The sequence below is a fragment of the Antribacter sp. NEAU-D49 genome, assembly GCF_057158775.1.
In genome coordinates this window covers 152,168-176,432 of the sequence record NZ_JBXTSN010000006.1, presented here as the reverse complement: position 1 = coordinate 176,432, position 24,265 = coordinate 152,168, and the positions used below count along the sequence as shown (strand labels likewise).

25 protein-coding genes are annotated in these 24,265 nt (G+C 72.7%); 18 read left to right on the top strand and 7 right to left on the bottom strand.

Features of this window, described 5'->3' with window-relative positions; genetic code table 11:
• Positions 1 to 48: 48 nt before the first annotated feature.
• Positions 49 to 1,383: a copper resistance CopC/CopD family protein gene (locus tag AC060K_RS07495; protein WP_483764801.1), complete on the top strand. Its 1,335-nt coding sequence runs from the start codon at positions 49 to 51 to the stop codon at positions 1,381 to 1,383.
• A gap of 6 nt (positions 1,384 to 1,389) precedes the next feature.
• Here AC060K_RS07495 and AC060K_RS07490 read toward each other — a convergent pair whose 3' ends face one another.
• Together AC060K_RS07490 and AC060K_RS07485 are read right to left on the bottom strand one after the other, a co-directional pair.
• The gene (locus AC060K_RS07490) at positions 1,390 to 1,968 is read right to left on the bottom strand and encodes a TetR/AcrR family transcriptional regulator (protein ID WP_483764800.1); all 579 of its coding nucleotides are present in this window, start codon (positions 1,966 to 1,968) and stop codon (positions 1,390 to 1,392) included.
• 78 nt (positions 1,969 to 2,046) lie between these two features.
• Positions 2,047 to 3,069: an aldo/keto reductase gene (locus AC060K_RS07485; RefSeq protein WP_483764799.1), complete on the bottom strand. Its 1,023-nt coding sequence runs from the start codon at positions 3,067 to 3,069 to the stop codon at positions 2,047 to 2,049.
• 213 nt (positions 3,070 to 3,282) lie between these two features.
• Here AC060K_RS07485 and AC060K_RS07480 point away from each other — a divergent pair, with 213 nt between their 5' ends.
• From AC060K_RS07480 to AC060K_RS07470, 3 genes are read left to right on the top strand one after another with little or no spacing between them, the layout of a single operon-like run.
• Positions 3,283 to 4,407 (top strand): LacI family DNA-binding transcriptional regulator, encoded by a 1,125-nt coding sequence (locus tag AC060K_RS07480; protein WP_483764798.1) that lies wholly within the window; start codon positions 3,283 to 3,285, stop codon positions 4,405 to 4,407.
• A gap of 14 nt (positions 4,408 to 4,421) precedes the next feature.
• Positions 4,422 to 5,492, top strand: coding sequence for a GH32 C-terminal domain-containing protein (locus AC060K_RS07475; RefSeq protein ID WP_483764797.1), 1,071 nt, complete (start codon positions 4,422 to 4,424; stop codon positions 5,490 to 5,492).
• Positions 5,471 to 6,214 (top strand): PfkB family carbohydrate kinase, encoded by a 744-nt coding sequence (locus tag AC060K_RS07470; protein ID WP_483764796.1) that lies wholly within the window; start codon positions 5,471 to 5,473, stop codon positions 6,212 to 6,214. The genes AC060K_RS07475 and AC060K_RS07470 overlap by 22 nt, the downstream gene beginning before the upstream one ends.
• Positions 6,215 to 6,274: 60 nt before the next feature.
• Here AC060K_RS07470 and AC060K_RS07465 read toward each other — a convergent pair whose 3' ends face one another.
• The gene (locus tag AC060K_RS07465; RefSeq protein WP_483764795.1) at positions 6,275 to 6,646 is read right to left on the bottom strand and encodes a MerR family transcriptional regulator; all 372 of its coding nucleotides are present in this window, start codon (positions 6,644 to 6,646) and stop codon (positions 6,275 to 6,277) included.
• Between the two features lie 73 nt (positions 6,647 to 6,719).
• On the opposite strand from AC060K_RS07465, the gene AC060K_RS07460 reads away from it, so the two are divergent.
• From AC060K_RS07460 to AC060K_RS07420, 9 genes are all read left to right on the top strand, one after another.
• On the top strand, positions 6,720 to 7,442 hold the full coding sequence (locus AC060K_RS07460; protein ID WP_483764794.1) for an SDR family oxidoreductase: 723 nt from the start codon (positions 6,720 to 6,722) through the stop codon (positions 7,440 to 7,442).
• A gap of 71 nt (positions 7,443 to 7,513) precedes the next feature.
• Entirely contained in the window at positions 7,514 to 7,996 is a 483-nt protein-coding gene (locus tag AC060K_RS07455) for a GNAT family N-acetyltransferase (RefSeq protein ID WP_483764793.1), read from the top strand.
• Positions 7,997 to 8,128: 132 nt separating this feature from the next.
• Complete coding sequence (locus AC060K_RS07450) at positions 8,129 to 8,545, top strand: DUF6098 family protein (RefSeq protein ID WP_483764792.1); 417 nt, start codon at positions 8,129 to 8,131, stop codon at positions 8,543 to 8,545.
• A gap of 31 nt (positions 8,546 to 8,576) precedes the next feature.
• The gene (locus AC060K_RS07445; RefSeq protein WP_483764791.1) at positions 8,577 to 10,013 is read left to right on the top strand and encodes a glycoside hydrolase family 43 protein; all 1,437 of its coding nucleotides are present in this window, start codon (positions 8,577 to 8,579) and stop codon (positions 10,011 to 10,013) included.
• A 74-nt stretch (positions 10,014 to 10,087) separates the two neighbouring features.
• Positions 10,088 to 10,639, top strand: a complete 552-nt coding sequence (locus AC060K_RS07440; protein WP_483764790.1) for a hypothetical protein — start codon at positions 10,088 to 10,090, stop codon at positions 10,637 to 10,639.
• Between the two features lie 3 nt (positions 10,640 to 10,642).
• Entirely contained in the window at positions 10,643 to 11,749 is a 1,107-nt protein-coding gene (locus AC060K_RS07435) for an amidoligase family protein (RefSeq protein WP_483764789.1), read from the top strand.
• Complete coding sequence (locus AC060K_RS07430) at positions 11,746 to 12,360, top strand: RNA polymerase sigma factor (RefSeq protein WP_483764788.1); 615 nt, start codon at positions 11,746 to 11,748, stop codon at positions 12,358 to 12,360. The genes AC060K_RS07435 and AC060K_RS07430 overlap by 4 nt, the downstream gene beginning before the upstream one ends.
• Positions 12,357 to 13,076 (top strand): hypothetical protein, encoded by a 720-nt coding sequence (locus tag AC060K_RS07425; RefSeq protein ID WP_483764787.1) that lies wholly within the window; start codon positions 12,357 to 12,359, stop codon positions 13,074 to 13,076. Before AC060K_RS07430 ends, AC060K_RS07425 begins: the two co-directional genes overlap by 4 nt.
• 55 nt (positions 13,077 to 13,131) lie before the next feature.
• Positions 13,132 to 13,857, top strand: a complete 726-nt coding sequence (locus AC060K_RS07420; RefSeq protein ID WP_483764786.1) for a DUF4253 domain-containing protein — start codon at positions 13,132 to 13,134, stop codon at positions 13,855 to 13,857.
• Between the two features lie 58 nt (positions 13,858 to 13,915).
• Here AC060K_RS07420 and AC060K_RS07415 read toward each other — a convergent pair whose 3' ends face one another.
• Positions 13,916 to 16,183 (bottom strand): hypothetical protein, encoded by a 2,268-nt coding sequence (locus AC060K_RS07415; protein WP_483764785.1) that lies wholly within the window; start codon positions 16,181 to 16,183, stop codon positions 13,916 to 13,918.
• 249 nt (positions 16,184 to 16,432) lie between these two features.
• Here AC060K_RS07415 and AC060K_RS07410 point away from each other — a divergent pair, with 249 nt between their 5' ends.
• Entirely contained in the window at positions 16,433 to 18,232 is a 1,800-nt protein-coding gene (locus AC060K_RS07410; RefSeq protein ID WP_483764784.1) for a P-loop NTPase fold protein, read from the top strand.
• 175 nt (positions 18,233 to 18,407) lie between these two features.
• Positions 18,408 to 19,523, top strand: coding sequence for a hypothetical protein (locus AC060K_RS07405; protein WP_483764783.1), 1,116 nt, complete (start codon positions 18,408 to 18,410; stop codon positions 19,521 to 19,523).
• Between the two features lie 80 nt (positions 19,524 to 19,603).
• On the opposite strand, the gene AC060K_RS07400 is transcribed toward AC060K_RS07405, so the two are convergent.
• Positions 19,604 to 20,647, bottom strand: a complete 1,044-nt coding sequence (locus AC060K_RS07400) for a fatty acid desaturase family protein (protein WP_483764782.1) — start codon at positions 20,645 to 20,647, stop codon at positions 19,604 to 19,606.
• 155 nt (positions 20,648 to 20,802) lie between these two features.
• Here AC060K_RS07400 and AC060K_RS07395 point away from each other — a divergent pair, with 155 nt between their 5' ends.
• From AC060K_RS07395 to AC060K_RS07385, 3 genes are read left to right on the top strand one after another with little or no spacing between them, the layout of a single operon-like run.
• Positions 20,803 to 21,984, top strand: a complete 1,182-nt coding sequence (locus tag AC060K_RS07395) for an NUDIX hydrolase (protein WP_483764781.1) — start codon at positions 20,803 to 20,805, stop codon at positions 21,982 to 21,984.
• Positions 21,981 to 22,550, top strand: coding sequence for a 1-acyl-sn-glycerol-3-phosphate acyltransferase (locus AC060K_RS07390; protein WP_483764780.1), 570 nt, complete (start codon positions 21,981 to 21,983; stop codon positions 22,548 to 22,550). The genes AC060K_RS07395 and AC060K_RS07390 overlap by 4 nt, the downstream gene beginning before the upstream one ends.
• 35 nt (positions 22,551 to 22,585) lie before the next feature.
• Complete coding sequence (locus tag AC060K_RS07385) at positions 22,586 to 23,113, top strand: hypothetical protein (protein WP_483764779.1); 528 nt, start codon at positions 22,586 to 22,588, stop codon at positions 23,111 to 23,113.
• Positions 23,114 to 23,135: 22 nt separating this feature from the next.
• Here AC060K_RS07385 and AC060K_RS07380 read toward each other — a convergent pair whose 3' ends face one another.
• Both AC060K_RS07380 and AC060K_RS07375 read right to left on the bottom strand, forming a co-directional pair.
• Entirely contained in the window at positions 23,136 to 23,609 is a 474-nt protein-coding gene (locus AC060K_RS07380) for a DUF1801 domain-containing protein (RefSeq protein ID WP_483764778.1), read from the bottom strand.
• Between the two features lie 182 nt (positions 23,610 to 23,791).
• Complete coding sequence (locus AC060K_RS07375) at positions 23,792 to 24,241, bottom strand: MarR family winged helix-turn-helix transcriptional regulator (protein ID WP_483764777.1); 450 nt, start codon at positions 24,239 to 24,241, stop codon at positions 23,792 to 23,794.
• Positions 24,242 to 24,265: the final 24 nt, after the last annotated feature.

Below are 24,265 nucleotides of genomic sequence, written 5' to 3'. Positions count from 1 at the left end.
GCACCGCCACACCGCGTGCCCACGACGACGAGACGGAACACCCCCACCATGCGAAGCACCCTCGCGCCCAGGCTCGTGCGCGCCCTGCTCGCGGCGATCGTCCTGACGATCTGCTGCGCGGCGCCCGCCTCGGCCCACACCAGGCTCACCTCCTCCGACCCCGCGGACGGGTCCACGTCCGACGAACCTGTCGCCGCCATCACCCTGACGTTCACCCTGCCGGTGACCCCCGTCGGCGACACGGTGCTGATCGACGGCCCCCAGGGCGCCGTCCCCGCCCAGATCACCCAGGCCGACGACGGCGCCGTCGTCGTCGCCACTCCCTCCGCGCCGCTGGCCGACGGTCACTACCAGGTGACCTGGACCGTCGCGGCGCAGGACGGCCACCCCCTCACAGGGGGCCTGGCGTTCAGCGTGGGAGCACAGGCCGACGAACCGCCGCCCAACCCGCACGCCGGGCACTCGATGGCGTCCATGCGGCACGAGCCGCCCGCGGCCGTGGTCATCGCCGGACGCCTCGGCAACGCCGCCACCCTCTGGGGCTGGCTCGTCGCCGCCGGCGGGCTCGCGTTCGCGGCGTGGTCCCTGCGGGGGCGCGACCTCCAGGACGTCCCCGTCACGCTACGGGCCGTGCGCTGGACCGGCGCGCTGATCCTGGGCGGGCTGCTCCTCCGGCTCACCACCCGGTCCGTCACGCTCGCGCACGGCGACCTCGCCGCGGCGGTCTCGCCGCCCGAGCTGATCGACGCCCTCGGCGGCTCGACCGCCCTGGTCATGGGCCTGCAGGCGGCCGGGGCGCTCGCGGTCCTCGCCGGGACCGGGCGGACCGTCCGGGGCTCGGTGATCGCGATCGTGGGCGCGGTCCTCGCCGGGGCCGGGTTCGTGCTCGACGGGCACAGCAGCACCATGGAGCCCCGCTGGCTCGTCCTGACGGCCGACGTCGCCCACCTCGCGGCCGCCGCGACCTGGCTCGGGGGCCTGGTGATGCTCGCCCTCGTCCTGCGTCGCCGGCGACGCGACGACCGCGACCTCGACGCCGCCCTGGTCGCCACGCGCTTCTCGGTGGTCGCGGCGGCGTCCCTCGCCGTCGTGGGCGTGGCCGGCACGGCGCTCGCCGCCGCGATGCTCGAGACCCCGGCCCAGCTCTGGGAGACGGAGTGGGGCCGTGCCCTGCTCGCCAAGGTCGCCCTGGTGGCGGTCGTCGCGCTCCTGGGCGCCTACAACCACTTCCACACGGTGCCGCTCCTGACCGGGGCGTCCGACCGCCGGCACGGGCGGTCCTCCGGCGGCGCGCTGCGCCGTCGCACGACGGCCGAGACCCTCCTGATGGTGACGATCGTGCTGGTCACCGGCTGGCTGGTCGGCGCCTCGATGGACGGGTAGCGCCGCTCAGGAGCGGTCGGGGCCGCAACGCAGCCCGTCCACGAGCAGCGCGACCATCCGGGTGCTGTACGCGTCGTCGCCCGCCGCGACGATGCTGCTCACGGCCCGGAGCAGGTCCTCGGGCCCGATGTCCGTCCGGACCTCCCCGGCAGCGGCCGCCGTGTCCAGGAGCTGTGCCAGGGCGGGCGTGAAGCGCTCCAGGAAGTACGCCGGGAGGCTCTGGAAGGCGGGCTCGCCCGAGTGCATGGCGGGCTTGAGCCCGCGCTTGTCGGCGACGAACCGCGCCACGCGCTGGAGCCAGAGGCTCAGGGCAGCGACGGGCTCGTGCTCGACGGCCAGCGTCGTGGCGGCCTCGGCGCAGGCGTCGACCTCCTGCCGGAACACGGCGGTCACCAGGTCGGAACGCTGCGGGAAGTGGCGGTAGAGCGTGCCCGCCCCGACCCCGGCACGGTCGATGATCCGCCGCACCGGGGCGTCCACGCCGTCCGACGCGAACACCTCGGCCGCCGCCGCCAGCAGGGCGTCGGCCGTGCGCTGGACGTCCTGCTGGCGGCGGGAGGACGGCGCCTCCGCTGGACTCGTCATACCGGGCGGCTCCTCGAATGGCTGAACGGCGTTCCGCCCTGAACGTAGCCGCGCCCGCGGGCCGGCGTCCAGCGGACGTCAGGCGACCGAGCGCTCCGCGAGCGGCCGGCGGCGCAGCTCCGTCCGCTGGATCGCGGGCGGCACGTACGCCTGGTCGAGGGTGCCCACGTCGGTGCCGGGCGGGACGATCTCGTCGATCCGGTCCAGCACCTCGTCGGACAGGGCCACGTCCAGGCCCGCGAGGAGGTCGTCGAGCTGTTCCATGGTGCGCGCCCCGAGCAGGGCGGTGGTGACGCCCGGGTGCGAGACGGCGAACGCCATGGCGAGGTGGGGCATCGACAGCCCCGCCTCGGCGGCGAGCGGGACCAGCTGCTCGACGGCCTCGAGGCGACGCTCGTCGCCGAAGGCCTTGGGCGAGAACTTCGCGCGGATGACGTCGGTGCCCTGGCCGCGGCGGACCCGCCCGGTGAGCATGCCCTGGCCGAGCGGCCCCCACGTGAGCACGCCCATGCCGTGCTCCTGAGCGACCGGCAGCACCTCCCGCTCGATGCCCCGGTTGAGGATCGAGTACGGCGGCTGCTCGGTACGGAACCGCTCCAGACCGCGCCGCTCCGAGATCCAGTGCGCCCGCACGAGGTCCGACGCCGGCGTGGTCGACGTGCCGAACGCGCGGATCTTCCCGGCTCGCACGAGGTCGGTCAGCGCCGAGAGGGTCTCCTCGAGGTCCGTGTCCGGGTCGGGACGGTGCACCTGGTAGACGTCGATGTGGTCGGTCTGCAGGCGCCGCAGCGAGCCCTCGACCGCGGTCACGATCCACCGGCGCGAGCCGCCCTGCCGGTTGGGGCCGGTCCCCATCGGACGGCTGAACTTCGTGGTCAGGACCACGTCGTCGCGGCGCCCCTTGAGCGCCCGCCCCACGACCTCCTCCGAGTCGCCGTACGCGTCGGCGGTGTCGACGAGGTTGATGCCCGCGTCGAGCGCCTTGTGGATGATCCGGACCGACTCGTCGGGGTCGTTGCCCATCTGGGAGGCGAACATCATCGCGCCGAGCGCGTAGGGGCTGACCTTGATCCCGGTCCGGCCGAGGTTGCGGTACTGCATGAGCGTCTCCAGGGGTTTCGTAGCGGAACGGTGTTCCGCGGAACACCGTTCCGCACGTTACGGAACAACGTTCCGCCTGTCAACGGGGCGCCGGCCACAGGAGTGCCCCATGGTCACGGAGCGGTGACGATCCGGACCGCGAGGGTGAGACGGCTTGACGGAACCACGGAGGGCGGGTCACTCTTGGCGTGCCAAAACGATTGGGCAGAGGTAATGACGCAACGACGAGTCACCATCAGGCAGGTCGCCGCAGAAGCCGGCGTCTCCATCACCACCGTGTCCCACGTCCTCAACGACGTGCCGGGCAAGCGGGTGCACCCCGACACCAAGTCGCGGGTGAAGGAGGCGGCCGCGCGCCTGGGCTACCTGCCCAACTCGCTGGCCCAGAGCCTGCGCACGCAGCGGTCCAACACCATCGGGTTCATCGGCGACGAGGTGGCCACCACCCCGTTCGCCGGGAAGATGATCCTCGGTGCCCAGGACGTCGCCCTCGCACGGGACGCCGTGGTCTTCGTCGTGTCGACCGGCTACCAGCGCGAGGTCGAGAACCGGGAGATCGAGGAGCTGCTCCGGCGCCAGGTCGACGGGATCCTGTACGCGTCGATGTACCACCGGGCCGTGGAGCTGCCCCCGCAGCTCGCCTCGGTGCCGACCGTCCTGATCAACGCCTCGTGCACCAGCACCGGTGTCCCGTGGGTCGTCCCGGACGAGATCGCGGGCGGCGAGGACGCCGCCGGCGTCCTCCTCGACGCGGGCCACCGCCGGCTCGCCTTCATCAACGACGTCGACGAGATCCCCGCGGCGTTCGGCCGCGAGGAGGGTTTCCGGCGTCGGGCCGCGCAGGCCGGGCTCCGCGACGACGACCTCCAGGTCGTCACCGCCGAGACGGACCCGGCCGGCGGCTACGCCGCCGCCCGCCAGCTGCTGGCGAGCAACAACCGGCCCACGGCGATCTTCTGCTTCAACGACCGCCTCGCGATGGGCGTCTACCGCGCGGCGACCGAGCTCGGCCTGCGGATCCCGCAGGACCTGTCGATCGTGGGCTTCGACAACCAGGAGTTCGTCGCCGACGGGGTCTTCCCCGGGCTGACGACCATCGAGCTGCCGCACTACGACATGGGCGTCTGGGCGGCGGAACAGCTCTTCGAGCGCATCGAGGGGGGTCCGCGAAAGGCGGGTCCCGCCCCGACCACAAGACTCCGCGGCCCGGTGATCCACCGGGACTCGGTTGCGTCGCCCTCCTGGGTCCACGACCCAGGAGAGCGACGCGAACCTTCGGCCCGGCGCGGCAACGCCGGGTCCGACGGCGCAGCATCAACCATCAACACGAACAAGTGACCTGGGAGGGCACCTTGTCCCGCAGAAACCGCCGCATCGTCGCGGCCAGCCTAACCGCCCTGGCAGTCGCAGGGACAGCCGCCTGCAGCGCCGGCTCCAGCGCGAGCTCCGACGGACCCGCCACGATCGACCTGTGGACCCACGCCGGTGGCAACGAGGCCGAGCTCGGGGTGATCAACACCATCGTCGACGACTTCAACGCCAGCCAGGACGAGTACACGGTCAAGGTCCAGGACTTCCCGCAGGACGCGTACAACGACGCCGTCGTCGCCGCCGCCTCGTCGGACAACCTGCCCTGCATCGTCGACGTCGACGGCCCGAACGTCGCCAACTGGGCCTGGGCCGGCTACATCCAGCCGCTCGGCCTGCCCGAGGAGACCTTCGAGGGTCAGCTCGCCGGAACCCTGGGCCGGGTCGACGGCGAGGTGTACGCCTACGGGTACTTCGACGTCACCGACCTGCTCGAGGTAAAGGTCGAGCTGCAGGTCACGCCCAGCGAACGGCCGGGAGCGAGCACGAGCGCAGGCCTCGAGCTGCGGCGCAGCACCGACGGGACCGAGCGGACCGTCCTCACCGTCGACCAGGCCACGGACCTCCTGTCCCTCGACCGGAACCGTTCCAGCCTGGATCCCGACACCCGCAAGGGCGTCCACCAGGGGGCCTTCGAGATCGACGAGAACGGCAAGGTCTCGATGCACGTGTACGTGGACCGCTCGGTGGTCGAGGCGTTCGTCGACGACGAGAAGTCGATGACCACGCGCGTCTACCCGACTCTCGCGGACGCCGTCGGGCTGCGCGTGCTGGGCGGCTCCAACGTCATGGTGAAGTCCCTCGAGGTGTGGAACCTGGACGGCGCCCACGGGCCCGTCGCCCCGGCCCACTACGACGAGCCCCGTACCGCGGCGCCCGGCGAGCTCGCCCACGGCGACTTCGCCACGTGCGACCTCACGGGCTGGACCGTCGTCGACGGCGACGCCTACAGCGACGCCAACGTCACCGACGTGAACGACTGGGGCTGGGGCGGCCCGTTCCGCCAGGCCAACGCCTGGGGCAGCGAGGACCGGTGCCACCTGCCTCGGGGGTGACCGTGCTGCCCGGGTCGCTGGACGCGGACCGGACGTCGACCGCCCTGGCCCGCCTCGACGAGGCGGGGGGCGCGACCTACGAGTTCGACCTCGACTGGAGCCTCGCTGCCTGCACGCCCGCGCCGGACGTGGCGGTGCTCCACACCGGCTCGATCGCCGCGGTCGCGGCCACCGAGCCGCCCGGCGCCCTGCTGGACCTGCTCCGGCGGGCCCGGCAGACCGCGACCATCACCTACGACCCGAACCTGCGCCCGTCGATCATGGGCGACGTCGATGCCGTGCGACCCCAGGTCGAGGCGCTGGTCGCCGTCGCGGACGTCGTCAAGGTCAGCGACGAGGACCTCGCCTGGCTGGAGCCCGGCGAGGACCCCCTCGGCGTCGCCTCCCGCTGGGTCACCGACCTCGGGTGCGCCGTCGTGGTCGTCACCCGCGGCGGTGACGGGTCGACGGCGGTGCTGCCCGGCGGGCGACGCGTCGACGTCGCCCCGCAGCACGTGACCGTCGTCGACACGGTCGGCGCCGGGGACGCCTACATGAGCGGGCTGCTCGCCGCTCTGCACGACCACGGGTGTACCGGCGCGGACGGGCGCGAGCGGCTCGCCGCGATCTCCGACGGAGCGCTCGCGACGGTCCTGGGCTTCGCGGCCCGGGTCGCCGCGATCACCGTCGGCCGGACCGGGGCGAACCCGCCCCGGCTGGCGGAGGTGACTGTGGCGGGCTGAGGCCCGCGCGTTCAGCAGGAGGGGTGGCAGCGACCGCTGCCACCCCTCCTGTGCGTCCTGCTACGGGTGCGCCGCCGTGACCTCGATGATCTGGTCCAGACGCCGGAGCGCGCCCTGCAGCTCCTCGACCTTCTCGCGGATCCGCTCGCGCTCGGCGTGCAGCATCTCGCGCTGCTCGGCATCCGTGTGCCCCGAGTCGAAACACGGCAGCAGCTCGGCGATCCTGCGGCTGCTGAGCCCGGCGGCGAACATCTCCTGGAAGAACCGCACCCGGTCGGCGGCCTCCGGCGGGTAGAGACGCTGGCCGGAGGTGCTGCGCTGCGCGGAGAGCAGCCCCTGCTGCTCGTAGTAGCGCACAGCCCGCACGGACACGCCAGCACGCCGTGCGACCTCGCCGATGCGGATCAGCGTCACCAGCCCGTTCTCGACCATCCCGATGTCCTCTCCGCTGTCGGCGACGCAACACTTGCCTCTGACGTCAACGTCAGGTTCTAGCGTACCCGGTGTGAACATCACCGACTCAGTCGCCCTCGTCACCGGAGCCAACCGTGGCCTGGGCCGCGCCTTCGCCGAGCGCCTGCTGGAGCGGGGCGCCCGCAAGGTCTACGCCGCCGCCCGCCGACCGGAATCCGTCGACCTCCCCGGCGTCGAGGTCCTGGCCATCGACATCACCGACCCCCAGGCCGTCCAGGCCGCCGCCGAGGCCGCGCCCGACGTCTCCCTGCTCGTCAACAACGCAGGCATCCAGACCGGCACCAGCCTCGTCACCGGCTCCCTCGACACCGTGCGGCACGAGCTCGAGACCAACCTGTTCGGCCACCTGGCGATGACCAGGGCGTTCGCACCGACGCTCGCCGCGAACGGCGGCGGCGCCATCGTCAACGTGCTCTCGGCCATGTCGTGGTTCGGCGTCGAGGGCGCCAACTCGTACCACCTGACCAAGGCCGCCGCATGGGCCATGACCAACGGCGTCCGCCTCGAGCTGGCCGCCCAGGGCACGCTCGTGACCGCCGTGCACCTCGGTCTGGCGGACACCGACATGTCGGCGGGCTGGGACGTGCAGAAGCTCGCGCCGACGGCGCTCGCCGACGCCGTGCTCGACGGCGTCGAGCAGGGGCGGGCCGAGGTGCTGGCCGACCAGTGGAGCAAGGACATCAAGTCCCGGCTGACGCTCCCGCCGGAGCAGTTCGAGGAGGCCATGGCCCGCGCACTCGCGACGCTGGCGTGACCGAGACCGGCGGCGGCGACCCGGACAGGGGCGCCGCAGCCGGTCTCGCGTCCGGCCGTAGGCTCGCCCCCATGACGGACCATCTGGACGAACATCTCGTGGTGCGGATCGCGCGCGAGGAGGAGCTGGCCGACGTCGTACGGCTGCGGTGGCTCTGGACAGCCGAGCGCGAGGGACCCGACGAAGCGGGCGCCGAGGAGGACTACGTGCCTGCCGCCGCGGAGTGGGCGAGGGCGCACCAGGACTCGCACGTCGCGCACGTGGCCGTCCTCGACGGCGTCGTGATCGGGATGGCGTGGCTGGCCCTGGCGGCCCGCGTGCCGAAGGTCGGAGGGATCCACCGCGTGTCCGGTGACCTGCAGTCCTGCTACGTGCTGCCCGAGCACCGCAACGCTGGCATCGGCGGGGCGCTGGTCCGGGCCGTGCTCGACACGGCCGCCGACCGAGGCGTCGAGCACGTCACCGTGCACACGTCGCCCGACTCCGTCGGGATGTACGCGCGGAACGGCTTCTCGCACGAGGAACGCCTGCTCTACGCGGAGCCGGCCCGCTGACGGACGTCCAAGGGCGCGCCGGAGCTCCCCCGCGTGCGAGCGCGGCCCCGCCGCCCGACGCTGGCGAAGACGTCCGGCGAGCGCACGGGAAGCCGCCCGCGCACTCGTCGCCGCGAGTCCCGAGGAGGCCAAGTGTCCAACGACGCCCCCACGCTCCGGTCCCTGCACGAGGTGGCCGAGCTCGCCACGACCGACACCCCGCTGTACGTGCGGTTCAGCAGCGGGCCCGACGCCGACCGCGAGGTCGTCAGCCGCGACCACGAGAGCGGGTGCCTGCTGCCCGGCCTCAGCGTGAACCCGCTGAATCCCGAGCCGTGGTGGGACCGTCCCGTGGACCACTGGGTCGCGCGGCAGCTGTGCCAGTACGCGCACCTGATGACCGAGGACCGCTTCCCCTGGCTGCTCACCGGCACGGTCGCGGGTCGCGGCCCGGACTGCGAACCCCTGCTCGTTGACGTCACGGCGGTCGCACTCCTCGACCGGTCGGTGGTGGACGAGGCGGAGGATCTCTACAACCGGGTCTTCGACGTGGGCGACGAGGGCACCTGACCTGGCCGCCAAGATCTGGCAGGCTCGTCCCATGCCGCTCCCCGAGCTCCCCGTCATCGCCGGCTACCACCCCGACCCGTCGATCTGCCGCGCCGGCGACGCCTACTACCTCGCGTGCTCGTCGTTCGAGTACGCGCCCGGCGTCCCGGTCTTCCGCTCGGAGGACCTGGTGACGTGGGCCGTCGTCGGGCACGCCCTGGACCGCCCGGACCAGCTGAGCTTCGGCGACGACGCGGCGCCGTCGGGCGGGATCTACGCGCCCACCCTGCGCCATCACGACGGCCGGTTCTGGCTGGTCACCACCAACGTGTCCGACGGCGGACACCTCCTCGTGACCGCTGCCGACCCGGCGGGACCGTGGTCGGACCCGGTGCGGATCCGGCTCGCGGGCGGCATCGACCCGGACATCACGTGGGACGACGCGGGGACCTGCTACCTGACGTGGTCCGACGGCGCGATCCGCCAAGCCGTCCTCGACCCGGTCAGCGGAACCCTGCTCGGCGAGGCCGTCACGCTGTGGAGCGGCACGGGTGGCAAGGACGTCGAGGCCCCGCACCTGTACCAGGTGGACGGCGCGTGGTACCTGCTGGTCGCCGAGGGCGGCACGGGACCCGGGCACGCCGTGACCGTCGCCCGCGGGCCGTCGCCGCAGGGCCCCTGGGAGGAGAACCCGCGCAACCCGGTCCTCACCGCCCGGGGCACCGCGTCCCCCGTGCAGAACACCGGCCACGCGGACCTCGTCCAGCGGCCCGACGGCACGTGGGCCGCGGTCTTCCTCGGCGTCCGCCCGGCGGGGTACTTCCCGTCCTGGCACGTGCTCGGCCGCGAGACGTTCGCCGCGGAGCTCCTCTGGGAGGACGGCTGGCCGGTGCTCGGAGCGCCGATCCAGCCCCGGGTCGCGCCGTCGGGCCGCACCGTCCTCGAGGCGCCCCTCGCGCACGACTGGGTCGCCGCCGGGCGTTTCCCCGACGAGGTGCTCCGGCCCGCCGGGGAGGGCTGGACGCTCACCGCTCCCGAGCCCCGGACGTTCGTCGGCCGCCGGCAGGAGCACCTCCGGTTCACGGCGCGCGCCCGCATCGAGGCGGCCGACGGCGCCGGCGGGCTGGAGGTCCGCATCGACCCGCTGCACGCGCTCACTCTGGAGGTCGACGGACCGATGGTGCGGGCCGTGGCACGCATCGGCGGGATCGTCACGGTGCTCGGCGAGGCCGCACTCGGTCAGGCCGCACCGGCCGGCGAGCTCGTGCTCGAGTCGGTCGACTCACCCCACCCCCACCACAGCCACCGGCGCGGCCCGGACGAGCTCGTCGCGTCGGTCGCCACCTCCGACGGGCTCGTAGAGCTCGGCCGTCTCGACGGCCGCTACCTCTCCACGGAGGTCGCGGGCGGCTTCACCGGGCGCATGGTCGGCCTGGTCGCCGAGCGGGGCGTCGCGTCGGTCCGGTCGTTCGAGTACGTGGGAACCTGAGGACGGGACTCCACATCTCGCGGGTCGGCCGCGTTCTAGGAGTGCAAGCACTTCCCACTCCCCTGGAGGGCTCCGTGACCCGCACTCCCCGCACCACCCGTTCCCGCACCGTCCGGCTCGCCGCGATCGGCCTGGGCGCCACCGGCCTGTGCGTCACCGGCGCCGGGCTGGCCGCTGTCGCGAGCCCTGCCTCGAGCTTCGGCCAGGCGGTCGGCACGGCGGTGCACGCCGCCGGCGTCGACTGGTCCCAGATGCCCGAGGGCTACACCCAGGCGCAGTACGAGGCGTTCTGGGGCGCTGGCTTCACCCCCGAGGACCAGGCCGCCCTGGGGGAGCTGTGGAACCTCGACTCCACGGAGACCAAGTCGCAGGCCGGGCAGATGCTCCTTGACGGTGTGGCGCTGCCGATCGAGCCGGGCTCCACCGCTCCCGAAGGGAGCGAGCCGACCGGCTCGGAGGAGGCCGCCATCGTCGCGTTCCTCGACGCCGGGTACACGGGTGAGGACGTCGACACGCTGGCTGCCCTGTGGCAGACGGACTTCCTCGAGACCAAGGTCCGCGCCGGCCAGCTGGTGCTGGACGGCCAGGAGCTCCCTCTGGGGCCGACCGCCGCGACCGGTAGCTGATCCGTGCGCCCCGCACCGCTGACGACTCGCCCGGAGGCGACCATCGACACCCTCACGCTGCGGACCGGCTTCGAGATCGAGCTGCTCGCACCCGCCGGTTCCGACCGGCAGGTGCTGGCCGACGCCCTCGCCGCCGGTCGCGCCGGCCGGGTGCACCGGTCGTTCCATACCGACAGCGAGCCGTCAGCGGTGCCGGGCGTCGGGGTGTTCCGGCACCTGTCCCCCGCGTTCGACGTCGTGGACGCCACCGGCGCGCCGGTGGCCCGGCTCGTCGACGACATCACCCTCGCGTCCGACCTCGTCGGCACACGTACCCCGCCGGGCCACCGCGGGTGGTACCGGCTGCTGTGCGACGAGCCCCGCCTGCTTCGCCTGATCGAACGTCACACGGATCCCGCCGCCGAGCTGCCCGAGGTCCTGGGGCCGGTCGCCGCGCTGTTCGGCACCCGGGTCGACCTGATGGGCGGGGCCGCGCGGGTGAACGACGCCACGGGCGCGACCATCGCCGTCGCGATGCCGCTGCCCCCGGGGCGCGAGCGGCCCTGCGAGGTCATCACCCCGCCGATCACCTCCAGCCACGGCCAGGCGCTCGAGGCCCTCCTCGGCCCGGCGCGGGACCTCGGGTTCACCGTGCCCGCCGAGGCCGCCGTCCATCTGCACGTCGACGGGGCCCCGTTCCGGCGGCCCGCGGCCTTCGCGAACCTGGTCCGCCTGTTCGGGCACTGGCGGGAACCGCTGTGGGAGGCGCTCGGGACCAACCCGGCCTGCCGCCGTCTGGCCCCCCTGCCCGACGACCTGCTCCAGGTCGTGGAGCACGGCGGCCTGCCCTGGGCCGAGCTTGCCGCAGGCGCCCGCGAGACCGGCCTGACCAAGTACGCCGACGTGAACCTCACCCAGCTCGTCGCCGAGCGTCCCGCCCGGGACACCGTCGAGGTGCGCCTCCTGCCCGGTGCTCTCGACGCCGCGGCCATCGTCCGGAGGGCAGCGCTCGTCGAGCGCCTCCTGGTGCGCTGCCTCGACGAGCGCCCGCTGGCCCCACCCGGGAGCGACGCGGCCCTGGACCCGGCGAGGGCCCTGGAGGAACTGGCCCTGACAGGTGCCGCGCGATGACGGTCTGGCTACCGGCCGCCGGCCCGGAGAGCACCCCGACGCCCCGGGTGCTGGCCGTGGTGACAGCACCTCGCCCCGGCGCGACCGACACGGCGGGCCCAGCGGGCACGGCCGGAACCCTGGACGACCTGGTGCGCACGCACCTTCCCGCGCTCCTCCGGTACGCCACCGTGCTCGCCGGCGACCAGCACACCGCTGCCGACCTGGTCCAGGAGGTGCTGCTGCGGGCGCACGAGCGGTGGAACCGGATCGCCCTCCTGGAGCGTCCCGACCTCTACCTGCGGCGCATGGTCACCAACGAGCACCTGTCGTGGCGCCGCCGCTGGCACGTCCGGACCATCCGGCCCACGGCCGACGACGTGCTGGCCCGGCACAGCGACACGACCGGCGACCACGCGGACGACCACGCGGAGCGGGACGCCATGTGGGACCGTCTCGGGCGGCTGCCGGCCCGGCAGCGCGCCGTCCTCGTCCTGCGCTACTACGAAGGCCTGCCCGACGTCGAGATCGCCACCGTGCTCGGCACCTCCTCGGCGACCGTCCGCTCCCACGCCTCCCGCGCGCTGACGACCCTCCGGCGCAGCGACCCCACCACCCTGGAGAAGCCATGACCCAGCACCGTGCCGGCCGCACGCCGGCGCCCGGGACGCAGCCGGGCCACGACCACGACGACCTCGCCGAGCGCATCACCGCGGCACTGCGATCCCGCGAGCCCGACCCCGCCGAGACCGCCGCCACCGCGCAGCAGATCGCCGCGCGCGTCGCCGGCGCGGCCGCGGTCCGGAACCGCGCCATGCCCTCGCCGGCCCGGCGGACGGTCACTGCCGCCGCGACCGGCGTCGTCGCGTCCGCGTTCGTGGTCGCCGGCGCGAGTGCCGCGGCCGCGGCCGCGGCGGAGGCCTCCCCGTACACACCCTTCGCCCGGACGGTCGAGAACCTCGCGCAGGCCGTCGGCGTCCCGTGGTCACCCATGCCGGACGGGTACACCCGCGAGCAGTACGACGCGTTCTGGGGCGCGGGGTTCTCCGGCGACGACGTCGCGGCGCTCGCCGAGCTCTGGTCGGTCGACGAGACCCAGGCCAAGGCCCGTGCCGGTCAGCTGGTGCTCGACGGCGACCCGCTGCCGTTCGCTCCGGGCACGGGGACGCCCGGCCTGCCCGAGCCGACGGACGCGACCGAGGCGGCGACCACGGCGTTCCTCGAGGCCGGCTACACCGCGGAGGACGTCGAGACGCTCTCCCGCCTGTGGAGCACTCCCGACTTCATGGAGACCAAGGTCCGCGCCGGCGAGCTGATCCTCGACGGGCAGGAGCTCCCGCTACCCTGAGCGGCTCCGCGACCGGCCATTGCGGCCGGTACCGGTGCGCGGTCAGGATGTCCGGGTGAACATCGACGAGGACCTGCCGCAACGTGCGCCGATGCTGACGTTCTCCGACGGGAAGGTGATCGAGGGTTTCGAGGTCCCTCGGGTCGAGGCGTTCTCGCGGTGGAAGGAGCTCTCCGACGCCTCGGTCACGACCGGCCTGGTGCCGCTCGTGACGGACGCCGAGAGCATCGAGACGTTCCGGAAGCGCACCGACGAGGACCGCACGAGCGAGGAGAGCCTGGCCGTCTCGCTCCGCCTCGATGTCGCTCACCAGCTGGCCGTCGATTTCGAGAACGCCCTCCGGAACCGCGAATGGGTCCGGGACGACGTGCTCGCCTATGTCGACGGTGCTGAACCCTGGCCGGACATCGCGCCCCGGGAGGAGTCGGCCGAGCTCCTCGCGGCACTACCCGGCGCACCGATCCTCCTGATGCTGGAGGCTGCGCACTCATGGCAGGTGCCCTGCGCGCTCGGCTACGTCGGCTGGGAGGCATTTCCGCGTCCCTCGAAGCACTCTGCGACGCTCCGCTACTTCGAGCAGCGCTACGGTGCCCGCGTCGTCACGATGACCGGGGACTCGGTGGGTCTCCACGTGTCCCGGCCACCGCTGTCGAGGTACGAGGCGCTCCAGACCGCCCACGAGTTCCGCGTGTACAGCGAGCACGACATCTACGGCGAGCGCCTGACCGAGACTGCTGCCGGGCTCCTCGGCAACCGGTTCTGGAGGGCCTACTGGGACTGACGCTCGTGCCGCGGCCTGAACAGGTTTCAGGCCGCGGCACGAGCGGTCATGAGCTCCCTCAGGGAAGCACGTCGCCGCTCGGACGATGGACGACGAACTCGATCCCGTTCGCGGTCAGGCAGTCGAACACCTCGTCGCGGATGCCGATCGAACGGCCCAGCAGGTCGTCGCTGTCGCCGAGGGCCCGGTTGTTGCCCACGAAGTGCCAGATCACGCCGGCGAGCTTGCCCTCACGCCGCAGCTGAGCGTCCTTCTGGCACTGCCCGAGGATGTGCGACATCCAGTCCGGGTTCGTCAGCCCCGTCTTTGTCTCGTGCGCGACGACGCGGCCGTCGCCCAGGTGCTCCAGAGCGTCGACGATCCGTTCGCTGCCGTCGGACGCCTTGATCGTGTTGGTGCTGGGGTCGACGGTGACCTGGCGGCCCGTCCGGGTGCTGATCTCCGACGCGACCCACACCTCCCCGACCTTGTTCGCCGGGATCTCCTTGGCGCCGGGAACGGGGTCCGGCCGCATCCAGAGCGCGGACGCCCCCGGCCGGGACAGCGGGTGGCTCAGCTGCGCCCCCAGCTTCTGGAGGTCGACGTTCCTGCTGCGCGAGAGCAGAAGGAGGAGGTCCTCCGCCTTGGCGACATCGACGTCGTCACCGGCCCAGCGCATCAGCGGCGTCCACGCGTCACCGAGCATCGACTCCAGGACTTCGACCTTGAAGAACCGAGGGACGTCGTCCCGTCGCATGAAGTCGGAGACACCCTCGGTGAAACGCGATGGTCTGATCGCGCTCGTGCTGAACGTCCGGTTGACCCACTTCAGGATCTTTCCGACGATCGTGACGACGTCGCCGGCATAGGGCACCACGCCCGTGAGGCTGAGGCCCGCGCCCACCCAGTCGCCGTGGATCGCGGCACCCAGCGTGTCGCGGATGTCTGCGATGCCCCCGACGATCCAGCCCACGACAGGGATGAAGCTGAGCGCTCCCGAGCAGAGGTTGCCTGCCAGCCACGCCAAGGAGTCCCGCGGCTCGAACTCGCCGGCGAACATGCCGAGGAGGAAGTCCGAGATGTAGTCCCACTTGCTCAGGCGTTCGTCGTAGACGGCTGGATCGATCCCCTCGACGGCGGCGTTCTGGACCTCGTAGCCGTCGCTCAGGCCGTCGGCGTCCGTGTCGACCGCGAGCGGGCTGATGTCCAGGTTGACTTCCTCGGAGTCGGAGAGGCCGTCACCGTCGCTGTCGGGATCAGCGGGGTCGGACCCGATGTCGTCCGACTCGTCCGTGTCCGTCAGACCGTCACCGTCGGTGTCCACCTCGGTCGGCACGGTCTCGATGGGCGGCAGCTCGGTGGGAGGAACCGGCTCAGGGTCCGGCTGGTCCGGCACGAGCGGGTTGGTACCCGCGGCGACCTCGTCACCGTCGCTCGCGCCGTCTCCGTCGGTGTCCGGGTTGGTCGGCGACGTGCCGAGCGCCTGCTCCTGGAGGTTGGTCAGCCCGTCGACGTCGACGTCCTCGGCACCGTCGTCGAGCCCGTCACCGTCGCTGTCACGGTTGGCCGGCCAGGTCCAGCCGACCAGCTCCGTGATCTCGAACGAGTCGGTGAGGCCGTCGAAGTCCGAGTCCGCGAGCAGCGGGCTGGCTCCGAACATCAGCTCCAGGACGTCCTTGAGCCCGTCCTGGTCGTGATCGCCGTCGTAGGTGATGCCGAACGTCTCGAGGACGGCGAAGCCGTCGCTCCAGGCGCGTTCCGAGCTGATGGTGGCCGGCTCGACGTTGGCCTTGCGGAACATCTCGTCGGCCTTGGCCAGGTCCGCCTCCGCGCTGTCGAGCAGCGCGAAGGCCGCGTCCATGCCGGCCGGGACCTCGACGTCGGAAGGAAGGTCCGGCGAGCGGAACGGGCCGATCGTGGCCTCTGCGTCCTGGATGGCGGCGTCGGCGAGGAGCCGGACGCCCGTCATCGAGCTCACGAGCGCGGTCACGTGCCCGACCTCTGCGTCCCCGTTGGGCGGAGAGGCGCCCGTCATCCGGGACTTGAGGAAGGACTCGAAGTGGGCGAGGTTGCCGAACGCGGCCTCGGCGTCGGTGCGGGACTGGAACCGCGCGCCGTCGTAGTAACGGGTACCGACGTCCTCGAGGACGGGCTCGAGCCTGGACAGGTCCAGCCCGTCCTCACCCACCCAGGGCCGCAGCGCCTCGGTGCCGTCGGTGATGTAGTGCAGTGCGTCGCGGCTGTACTCGGTGGACGGGATCTTGGCGATCTCCGTCTGCCACAGCGGCGGCTCGTTCGCGTGTGCTGCGGCTCCCACCATCGGAGCCAGGACTGCCGCCGCTGTCATTGCGGCGACGGATCGTCGGAACCACCTGGCGGTCAAGCGCATGCTTCCTCCCGGGTCACAGGGTCTGGCCGTACGGACCGAAGGTACATATCGTGCATAACGACCGAAAGGTTTCACCCCTTTTTCACCCGTTCGGTCACACACCCCGTGGACCGGTCCGATCGATTCGTCGGGCCCGTCCGAGCGAGGCCCGGCGCCGCCCGCGCGGTGCGCTAGCGTGCGTCCCTGATGTCCAGATCAGGAGGATTCATGACGTCGACCGACGTGCGCGACGACCTCGGGTTGCGGCCTCACGTCGAGGCGCTGGCGCACCTGCTCACGGCGCGCACGGCCCCGCCGTCGTACGCCGTGGCCGTCCTGGGCGAGTGGGGAGGCGGCAAGTCAGCGTTCCTGCGACGCCTGCAGGCGCAGGTCGAGGCGCGGGCCGCCTCGGGCGACCCGGAGGCTGTGGCGTCGGTGCTGGTGGTCCGGTGGAACGCCTGGTCGCACGGGGAGACGTCGGTCCTCGTCGGGATCGTCACCAAGGTGGTCGCCGCCCTGCGCGGCGAGGGCCTGACGGCACGCCGTCGTAGCGGTCCGCTCGACGCGCGGCTCCGCGCCCGCCGTCGCACCGCGACGACGCACCGCGCGCAGCGGATGCGTGCGCGCGCCGAGCGGCTCGACCACCGGATCGAGGTAGCCGAGGACGCCCACCCGCTCGTCACCGTCCTGCACCAGGCCCGGGTGCTGCTCCTGGTGCCGTGGGCCCTGCTCCGCAGCGGGTGGCGCCGGGCGCTGCCGCTCACCGTCGTGCTGGCGGTCGCTGTGCTGCTCGTCGCCGGGCCGGCGCTGCTGCCCGTCGTCGTGCCCGAGGTCGCGGGCTGGCTGGCTGAGTCCGGCGCCTGGGTCAGCGGGGTGCTCGCCTCGTCCGGTGTCGTGGCCGCCGTGACGGCGCTCGTCGCGGGCTACCGCAGCCGCGTGGCCGAGCTGGACCCGCTGCGTACCGGCATGGTCGGCACGCTCGCGCAGCTCGTCCTGGTCACGTTCGACCAGGAGCGGGTCAAGGCGGAGGCGCGCCTCGCCGAGCTCGACGCGGAGGACGCCGTCGACGGCCTGTCCGCCCTGCTGCACGATGACGACCATCAGGGCCGTCTGGAGCGCGCCCACGGGTTCGTGGGAATCCTGCGCGACGAGGTCGGGACGTTCGCCGACCAGCTCGCCCAGGCCGAGGAGCACCTGCGGCGCCCGGGCGACACCGACGCCGACGGCCGGGTCGAGCGGATCGTGCTCCACGTCGACGACCTCGACCGCTGCCCACCCGACCGCGTCGTCGACGTGCTGCAGGCGCTCACGCTGCTGCTGTCGACCAGCCTGTTCGTCGTCGTGGTCGCCGCCGACCCGCGGACGCTGCGGCACGCCCTCGAGCAGGACGCCGCAGCGGCCACCCACCTGGAGGGCCGCGCGGCCGGGGCACTCGACCACCTCGACGCCCTCTTCCAGGTGCCCTACGCCCTCCCCCGCCTCACACCCCCGGTGAGCGGCCGCTACCTCCTGCGGACGGCCGCCGACCAGGGCCTCCTCCCCTACGGCCTCGCCCCCGCCCTGGCCGACGACGACGCCCCGGCCGGGCCTCCGCCGTCGGCCACCCTGAGCGTCCGCGAGGCGGAACTTCTGGCCCTGGTCTGCGAGGCGGTGACCACGCCGCGCGCGGCGAAGAAGCTGCTCACGCTGTACCAGCTGGTCCGGTACGCGGCGGGGCCCGACGGCGACGCGCGGCCGGCGGCCCTGCTGCTCGCCCTGCTCGTGGGTGCGCCGGAGCAGACCACGCAGCTGCTCGGCGAGCTCGACGACCGGGCGGACTCGGCGCACCTCTCGGCCGTGATCGAGACCCTGGGCGGCCAGCACGCGTCGGCGGGCCACGAGCGGTGCCCGGCGTGCGCGGCGTGGCGGCGGATGCGCGGCGTCGTGGACCGTGCGGTCGCCGCGGGCGTCCCGGCCGAGGTAGGCGGCTACCGCGCATGGGCGCGCGAGGTGGCACGGTTCAGCTTTCACACCGCCGAACGGCACTGAGCCCGGTGCTCGCGGAAAACTGAAACGGTTCAATATGTGGGAAAGCGCTTCCGCTTGCCTCCTACAACCTTTACCGTCCCCTACGAAGGACAGCACCTCCGCCGCGATGCTGCGGCAGCTGCCGGCGTAGGGACACCCCGCCCGGCAGGATCAACGACGATCTCCAGGAGGACAGATGTATCTCAAGCGTGTTCGACACGTGATCGGGGTGGTGGCGACGACGACGCTCGTCGTCGTCGGCGGGCTGCTGCCCGTCGCCGCACCCGCGGCCGCCGCCGACTGCAGCTCCGGGAACGCGATGGTGACCGGCGCACCCGGCAGCTACACGACCCGCAACGGGACCCGGACCGTCTACACGGGCTCCGACTACCGCGCGGCGATCCAGGCGGGCATCGACTCGCTGACCGCCGGCCGCACGTCGCAGCAGCACGTCGCCGTCCCGGCCAGCGGGTCCATCGGGGCGAGCACGATCTCGCTGCCGAGCCACACCTCCATCTCGGTCTGCGGCACCATGAACGTGGCATACCGCTCCGGCCGCGGTGCGATCGAGGCGCTCAACGCGAGCAACGTGACCATCTGGGACCTCAACATGACCGGCAACCCGTACTTCGGGCTGCGCTTCTACGGCATGAACGGGCTCCACCTCGGCCGGATCAACCTCAACCTGAGCAGCGGGATGGGCATCCGGTTCGAGCGCGACTACGCCGGCAGCCGCAACGTCGTGATGGACAGCATCTACGTGTCCGGGGCGAGCAGCCACGCGGTCGAGACCTGGAACATCAACGGGCTGACCGTCGGGACCGTCACCGCCCGGAACGTGGGCGAGTCCGGCCTGCTGCTGCAGAACACCACCAACGCCCGGGTCGGCACCGTCGACGGCAACAACGTCGGCGCGGGCACGGGCTACGCCACGCTGCGCATGGCCAACCGGAACGGCCGCATGGCCGACGGCTCCTACCCGACGAACGTCGTGATCGACCGGGTGGTCTCCCGCGGCGGCGGCCGCGGCATCTTCTGCGTCTCGGAGTCCGGCGGCGCGCAGATCAAGAGCGTCGACCTGGCGAGCAACGGCAGCAACGCGGTCCTCATCGAGAACTGCTACGGGGTCCGGATCGACAGCGGCACGGTCAACGGCGGCGGCGAGGTCCGGATCGCGGCCCGCACCGAGTTCGCGAACACCCGGGACATCACCATCACGCTGCGGGTCGACAACACCTCGGTGCGCGAGTCGCCCTGCGGCGTGAACACCACCTGGAACATCACCGGCAACGCGAGCGTCAACGTCTGCTGACCCGCACCCACCTGCCCGGCCCGGCCCGATGCCGGTGGCGCGCCTCCCCGCGGAGGTGCGCCACCGGCGTCGGCCACGTCTCAGCCCCGGAACCGGCGTACCAGCGGGCAGGTGTACGGGTCACGGTGCTTGAGGCCCACCTGATTCAGGTAGGCGATGATCGTCCGGAACGCTCCGACGAGCGAGGTCTCCGTGTAGGCGATGCCGTTCTCCGCGCAGTGCCTGCGGACGAGCCGCTGCAGGGCCGGCAAGGCAGGCCGGGGCGCCCTCGGGAACAGGTGGTGCTCCACCTGGTACTCCAGGCCCCCCATGAGGAAGTGCACCAGCGGTCCGCCGCGGACGTTGCGCGACATGTAGACCTGCCTGCGCAGGAAGTCCACGTCGGCGTCGTGCGGGACGGTCGGCATCCCGATGTGGTTCGGCGAGAACGCGCCACCCAGCAGAAAGCCGAAGACCGCGACCTGCACGGCGGCGAAGGCGAGCGCCATCCCGAGCGGGAGCACGGCCAGCAGGAAGGCCAGGTAGCCGAGCAGCCGCACCCCGAGGAACAGGATCTCCGTCCAGCGGTGCGGCACGCCCCGGCGGGTGAGGACGGTCCTGACCGAGCTGACGTGCAGCGAGAGCCCTTCGAGGAGCAGCAGCGGCAGAAAGTAGTAGCCCTGGTACCGGGCGAGCCTCGCCGCGAGCCCGGTGCGCTCGTCGGTGCTGTCGGGTGTGAAGGACAGCACCCGCGACCGGACGTCGGGATCGCGCCGCTCCTTGTTGGGGTTCGCGTGATGGCGGCTGTGCTTGTCCACCCACCAGCCGTAGCTGATCCCGGCGAACAGGCAGGAGATGACCCGGGCCGTCCACTCGTTCCAGCCCCTCGACGCGAAGATCTGCTGATGGGCCGCCTCGTGCCCGACGAAGGCCAGCTGGGCCATCGCCAGGCCGAGGAGGGCAGCCAGGGCGAGCTGCCACCAGGTGTCCCCCAGGGTCGCCACACCGACCAGGACGGCCACCACGACCAGCGTCCAGAGCAGCATCGTGGTCCAGTAGAAGCCGTAGCGGCGGCGCATCAGGCCGGCCTCGTGCGCCTCGGTCGTCAGGTCTCGGAACGTCTTGACGTAGCGGTTCTCGGGCATCGTCGTCCCCCTTGCGCTAGGGCGGCTGTCCACCGAGCGATGCTAAGCACGGAGCCAAATGCCCGCAATGTGACGCCCTCGGAAGGAGCTCGATGGCACAAACCGATCACGATACGTGCTGGTCAGGGCCATGGTTTGTCAGGGACGATCAGCAGGTGGACCCGCTTGCCGATGCCGCCGCCCTTGTTGCCGACCGCTACCCCGACGCCCGGTGGGCGCTGCTGGCCGGTTCCGTGCTGGACGATGCCGCCCGGACCGAGGGTTCAGACCTGGACGTGGTCGTCTGCCTGCCCGACGGCGCCGTCGGGCACCGGGACTCGCTGCGCTGGCGCGGCTGGCCGGTGGAGGTCTTCGCGAACACCGAGGCGGGGCACCGGTGGTTCCTCGAGAAGGAGGTCGCCCGGCGCAAGCCGACCCTGACGCGGATGATCGCGACGGGGACGCAGGTCGCGGGCCTGCCGGACGCGCCCGCCGGCTTCCAGGTCGAGTGCCGGGCGCTGCTGGAAGGCGGCCCCGGGACGCCGTCGGACACGAGCCTCGAGGACCTGCGGTACGGCGTCACGGACCTGCTCGACGACCTCGCCTACGCGCGCGACCACGGCGAGGCCGCCGTGATCCGGCAGGTGCTGTGGGAACGGCTGGGGCACCTGGCCCTGGCCGTGGCCGGGCGGTGGGACGGCGGCGGCAAGTGGCTGCTGCGCGAGCTACGGGCGTGGGACGCGGGCTGGGCGGCACGATGGGTCTCCTCCGTGCACGACGACGGCACGCTCACCGCCCTTGCGAAAGAAGTCCTGGAGGCCGCCGGCGGGCCCATGTTCGAGGGGTACCTGCGGCACGCGCCCGTCGTCGACCCGCCCTTCCCCTCCACCTCCACGCCGCTGCAGGTGGTGCGGCGGGCGGCACGCGCGATCCTGATCGACGACGCGGGACGCCTCGTCCTCATCCGGCGCACCGTGCACGGCCGCCCCAGCTACTGGGTGACGCCCGGGGGCGGGATCGAGCCGGAGGACGCCTCCCCCGAGGCCGCCTGCCGCCGGGAGCTGTTCGAGGAGCTCGGGGCGACGGCGACGATCCTGGGCCAGGTCTTCCTCAGCTCGGTGCCGCGCGCGGGGGGCCTCGCCGTGCAGTCGTACTTCCTGGCACGGCTGACGTCGATGGACGTGTCGCTGCGCAACGGGCCCGAGTTCGAGGACCCCACCCGCGGGTCGTACGACGTCGAGCTGGTCGACCTGCGCGACGAGGCCTCCCTCCTGCGGATCGACCTGGTCCCGACCGAGCTGAAGGCTTTCGTCGCGGCCAACCGGCACGCGCTCCTCGCCACCGTGGGGTCGGCATGATCCGCCGGGCACTTGCCGCGCTCTTCCTGCGGCTGACCCGGTACCGCGTCGTCACGGAGCCGTTCCCCGGCCCGCCCGCCGTCGTCGTCGGCGGGCCGCACACGTCGTACTGGGACTTCGCGTTCTTCCTCGCCGCCCTCTGGACCCTGCGGCTGCACGTGCGCTTCCTCGGCGCGGACCGGTTCTTCCGCGGCCCGCTCGGGCCGATCATGCGCGGGCTGGGCGGCATCCCCGTCGACCGCGCCCACCGGAACGGGCTGGTGGCCGAGTTCACCGGCCGTATCCGCGCCGGCGAGCGGTTCTACCTGGTCATCGCCCCGGAGGGGACCCGGAGCCCGGTCCCCTGGAAGTCGGGCTTCCACCGGATCGCCAGGGAGACGGGCGTTCCCGTGATCCTCGGCTACCTGGACAGCGTCACGCGGACCGTCGGGCTGGGGCCCACGATCGAGGTGACCGACGACCTCCACGCCGACATGGAGGTGATCCGCGCGTTCTACCGGGGGAAGAAGGGGTTGCACCCCGAGTGGAGCGTGGAGCCGTACGTGGCGGGCGAGGAGCCGCGCTGAGGGGAACGTCGGTGGCGGCTGGTTCGATGTCGGGCATGACGAAGGCAGCGGCAAAGAGCTTGTGGCGAGACCCCCTGGTGAGCACCGCGCTCGAGCGTGCCCCGGAGGTGTTCCCCGCTCTCGAAGGGCTCCACGACTGGGACACCCCCCGCGAGGCCCTGGCTGAGCACCTGTCGTTCGGGGTGGAGCGCCGACTCTTGTCGTCCACCTGGGGTGTGGGGTTCGGCGACGAGCTGTTCCCCGTGATGTGCGCGGGCGCCGAGCACGACGACTACCTGATCGGCGCCGTCCTCACAGCGCGGCACGGTGCCCGCGAGTTCGTCTGGCCGGACCGCGAGTTCTTCGACTGGAGCACTCCCGACCACCGCCCGGCCACGGCGATGCTCGCCGACCTCGTGGACGTCGTGGTGACCGTCTACCGGGCGATGGGCTACCGGGTCGGCACCCGGTCACCCCACCTCCCGGTCGACCTCGGCAGGGAGGCGGACGTCGTCGTCCGGGCAGCGACCGAGCATCCCGGGTGGGTCGCGCAGCGGCGGAGCTGGCTGGGACCGGAAGGATGATCGGTCGTCCTCCCGGCCCGGCTCAGGCGGCGGTCGACGGCTGAGCGCCCCCCGCGCGACGGACGACGTCGGCGAGCCGCTCCCACGCCTGCTCGGACAGGTCGGTGAGCGCGTACGCGGTGGGCCAGAGGCCGCTGTCCTCGTCGAGGGCCGCACGAGCGCTCACCCCGAACGTCGAGTAGCGCTCCTTGTCCATCTGCCCGCTGCGGAAGAACACGACGACCTCGCCGTTCCTCGCGTAGCCCGGCTGGCCGTAGTACAGCTTCGGCGCCAGGTCCGGTGCTTCGGCCGCGACGATCGCGTGCACCCGCTCGGCCAGCTGCCGGTCGCCGTCGGGCATCTGCGCGATCTTCTCGACGACCTTCGCCGCCTCGGCCGCAGCCTTGTCTGCACTCTTCGCCCGCTTGGCCTCCGCCCTCAGCTCCGCCGCGCGCTCCTTCATGGAGGCACGCTCTTGCGCGGAGAACCCTCCCGCGGTCTCGGTGTTCCTGGCCATCGTCCCGCTCCTCGGTCGTCGTGGTGATCGTGCGATCTTCACGCTAGGCGCGGGAGCCCGGGACGGCTTCTCGATTCCTGACCGGTCAGGCGGGCGGTAGCTCGTCGGCTGGGCGGCCGGGCGGCGGCCGGGCGGCGGCCGGGCGGCGGCCAGGCAACGGCCAGGCGGCGGCCGGGCGGCGGTCAGCCGGCGGCCGCCGGCGCCACGTTCTCCTCGAGCTCGGCCAGCGCGGCGAGGATCTCGGCCACCCGGCCGTCCGTCAAGGTTCCCCGCGTGGCCCGTTCGAGCTCCTGCCACGCTCCCTCAACACGTTCCCGGAGGGCGACGGCCGCCTCGGTGGCCTCGACGATCATCGCCCGCCGGTCGGTCTCGGAAGGTGACCGGCGCACCAGGCCCGCCTTCTCCAGGCGAGCGATGCTGCGCGCCATCGTGGGCGCGTCGGAGTCCAACGTCTGCACGAGATCGACCTGACGCTGCGGCCCCTCGTGCCACAGCGTCATGAGCACGAGCTCCTGGCCCGGGCGGAGCCCGGCGTCCCGGAGCAGGCGCGCGGCGAGCGCCTTGTGTGCCCTCGCGACCCGGAAGATCGCGTGGCTCAGCGGGCTGGCGTCAAGGCCGGTGCGGTCGTCCACGAGGCCGAGCGTACGCCGTCGGAC

Bases quoted from the DNA above. Each gene is read 5' to 3' on its own strand.
- AC060K_RS07445 (WP_483764791.1), top strand. From the start codon at position 8,577: ATGCCGCTCCCCGAGCTCCCCGTCATCGCCGGCTACCACCCCGACCCG.
- AC060K_RS07465 (WP_483764795.1), bottom strand. From the start codon at position 6,646: ATGGTCGAGAACGGGCTGGTGACGCTGATCCGCATCGGCGAGGTCGCA.
- AC060K_RS07390 (WP_483764780.1), top strand. From the start codon at position 21,981: ATGATCCGCCGGGCACTTGCCGCGCTCTTCCTGCGGCTGACCCGGTAC.
- AC060K_RS07480 (WP_483764798.1), top strand. From the start codon at position 3,283: ATGACGCAACGACGAGTCACCATCAGGCAGGTCGCCGCAGAAGCCGGC.
- AC060K_RS07415 (WP_483764785.1), bottom strand. From the start codon at position 16,183: ATGACAGCGGCGGCAGTCCTGGCTCCGATGGTGGGAGCCGCAGCACAC.
- AC060K_RS07455 (WP_483764793.1), top strand. From the start codon at position 7,514: ATGACGGACCATCTGGACGAACATCTCGTGGTGCGGATCGCGCGCGAG.
- AC060K_RS07385 (WP_483764779.1), top strand. From the start codon at position 22,586: ATGACGAAGGCAGCGGCAAAGAGCTTGTGGCGAGACCCCCTGGTGAGC.
- AC060K_RS07400 (WP_483764782.1), bottom strand. From the start codon at position 20,647: ATGCCCGAGAACCGCTACGTCAAGACGTTCCGAGACCTGACGACCGAG.
- AC060K_RS07485 (WP_483764799.1), bottom strand. From the start codon at position 3,069: ATGCAGTACCGCAACCTCGGCCGGACCGGGATCAAGGTCAGCCCCTAC.
- AC060K_RS07495 (WP_483764801.1), top strand. From the start codon at position 49: ATGCGAAGCACCCTCGCGCCCAGGCTCGTGCGCGCCCTGCTCGCGGCG.
- AC060K_RS07490 (WP_483764800.1), bottom strand. From the start codon at position 1,968: ATGACGAGTCCAGCGGAGGCGCCGTCCTCCCGCCGCCAGCAGGACGTC.
- AC060K_RS07380 (WP_483764778.1), bottom strand. From the start codon at position 23,609: ATGGCCAGGAACACCGAGACCGCGGGAGGGTTCTCCGCGCAAGAGCGT.
- AC060K_RS07405 (WP_483764783.1), top strand. From the start codon at position 18,408: ATGTATCTCAAGCGTGTTCGACACGTGATCGGGGTGGTGGCGACGACG.
- AC060K_RS07430 (WP_483764788.1), top strand. From the start codon at position 11,746: ATGACGGTCTGGCTACCGGCCGCCGGCCCGGAGAGCACCCCGACGCCC.
- AC060K_RS07410 (WP_483764784.1), top strand. From the start codon at position 16,433: ATGACGTCGACCGACGTGCGCGACGACCTCGGGTTGCGGCCTCACGTC.
- AC060K_RS07425 (WP_483764787.1), top strand. From the start codon at position 12,357: ATGACCCAGCACCGTGCCGGCCGCACGCCGGCGCCCGGGACGCAGCCG.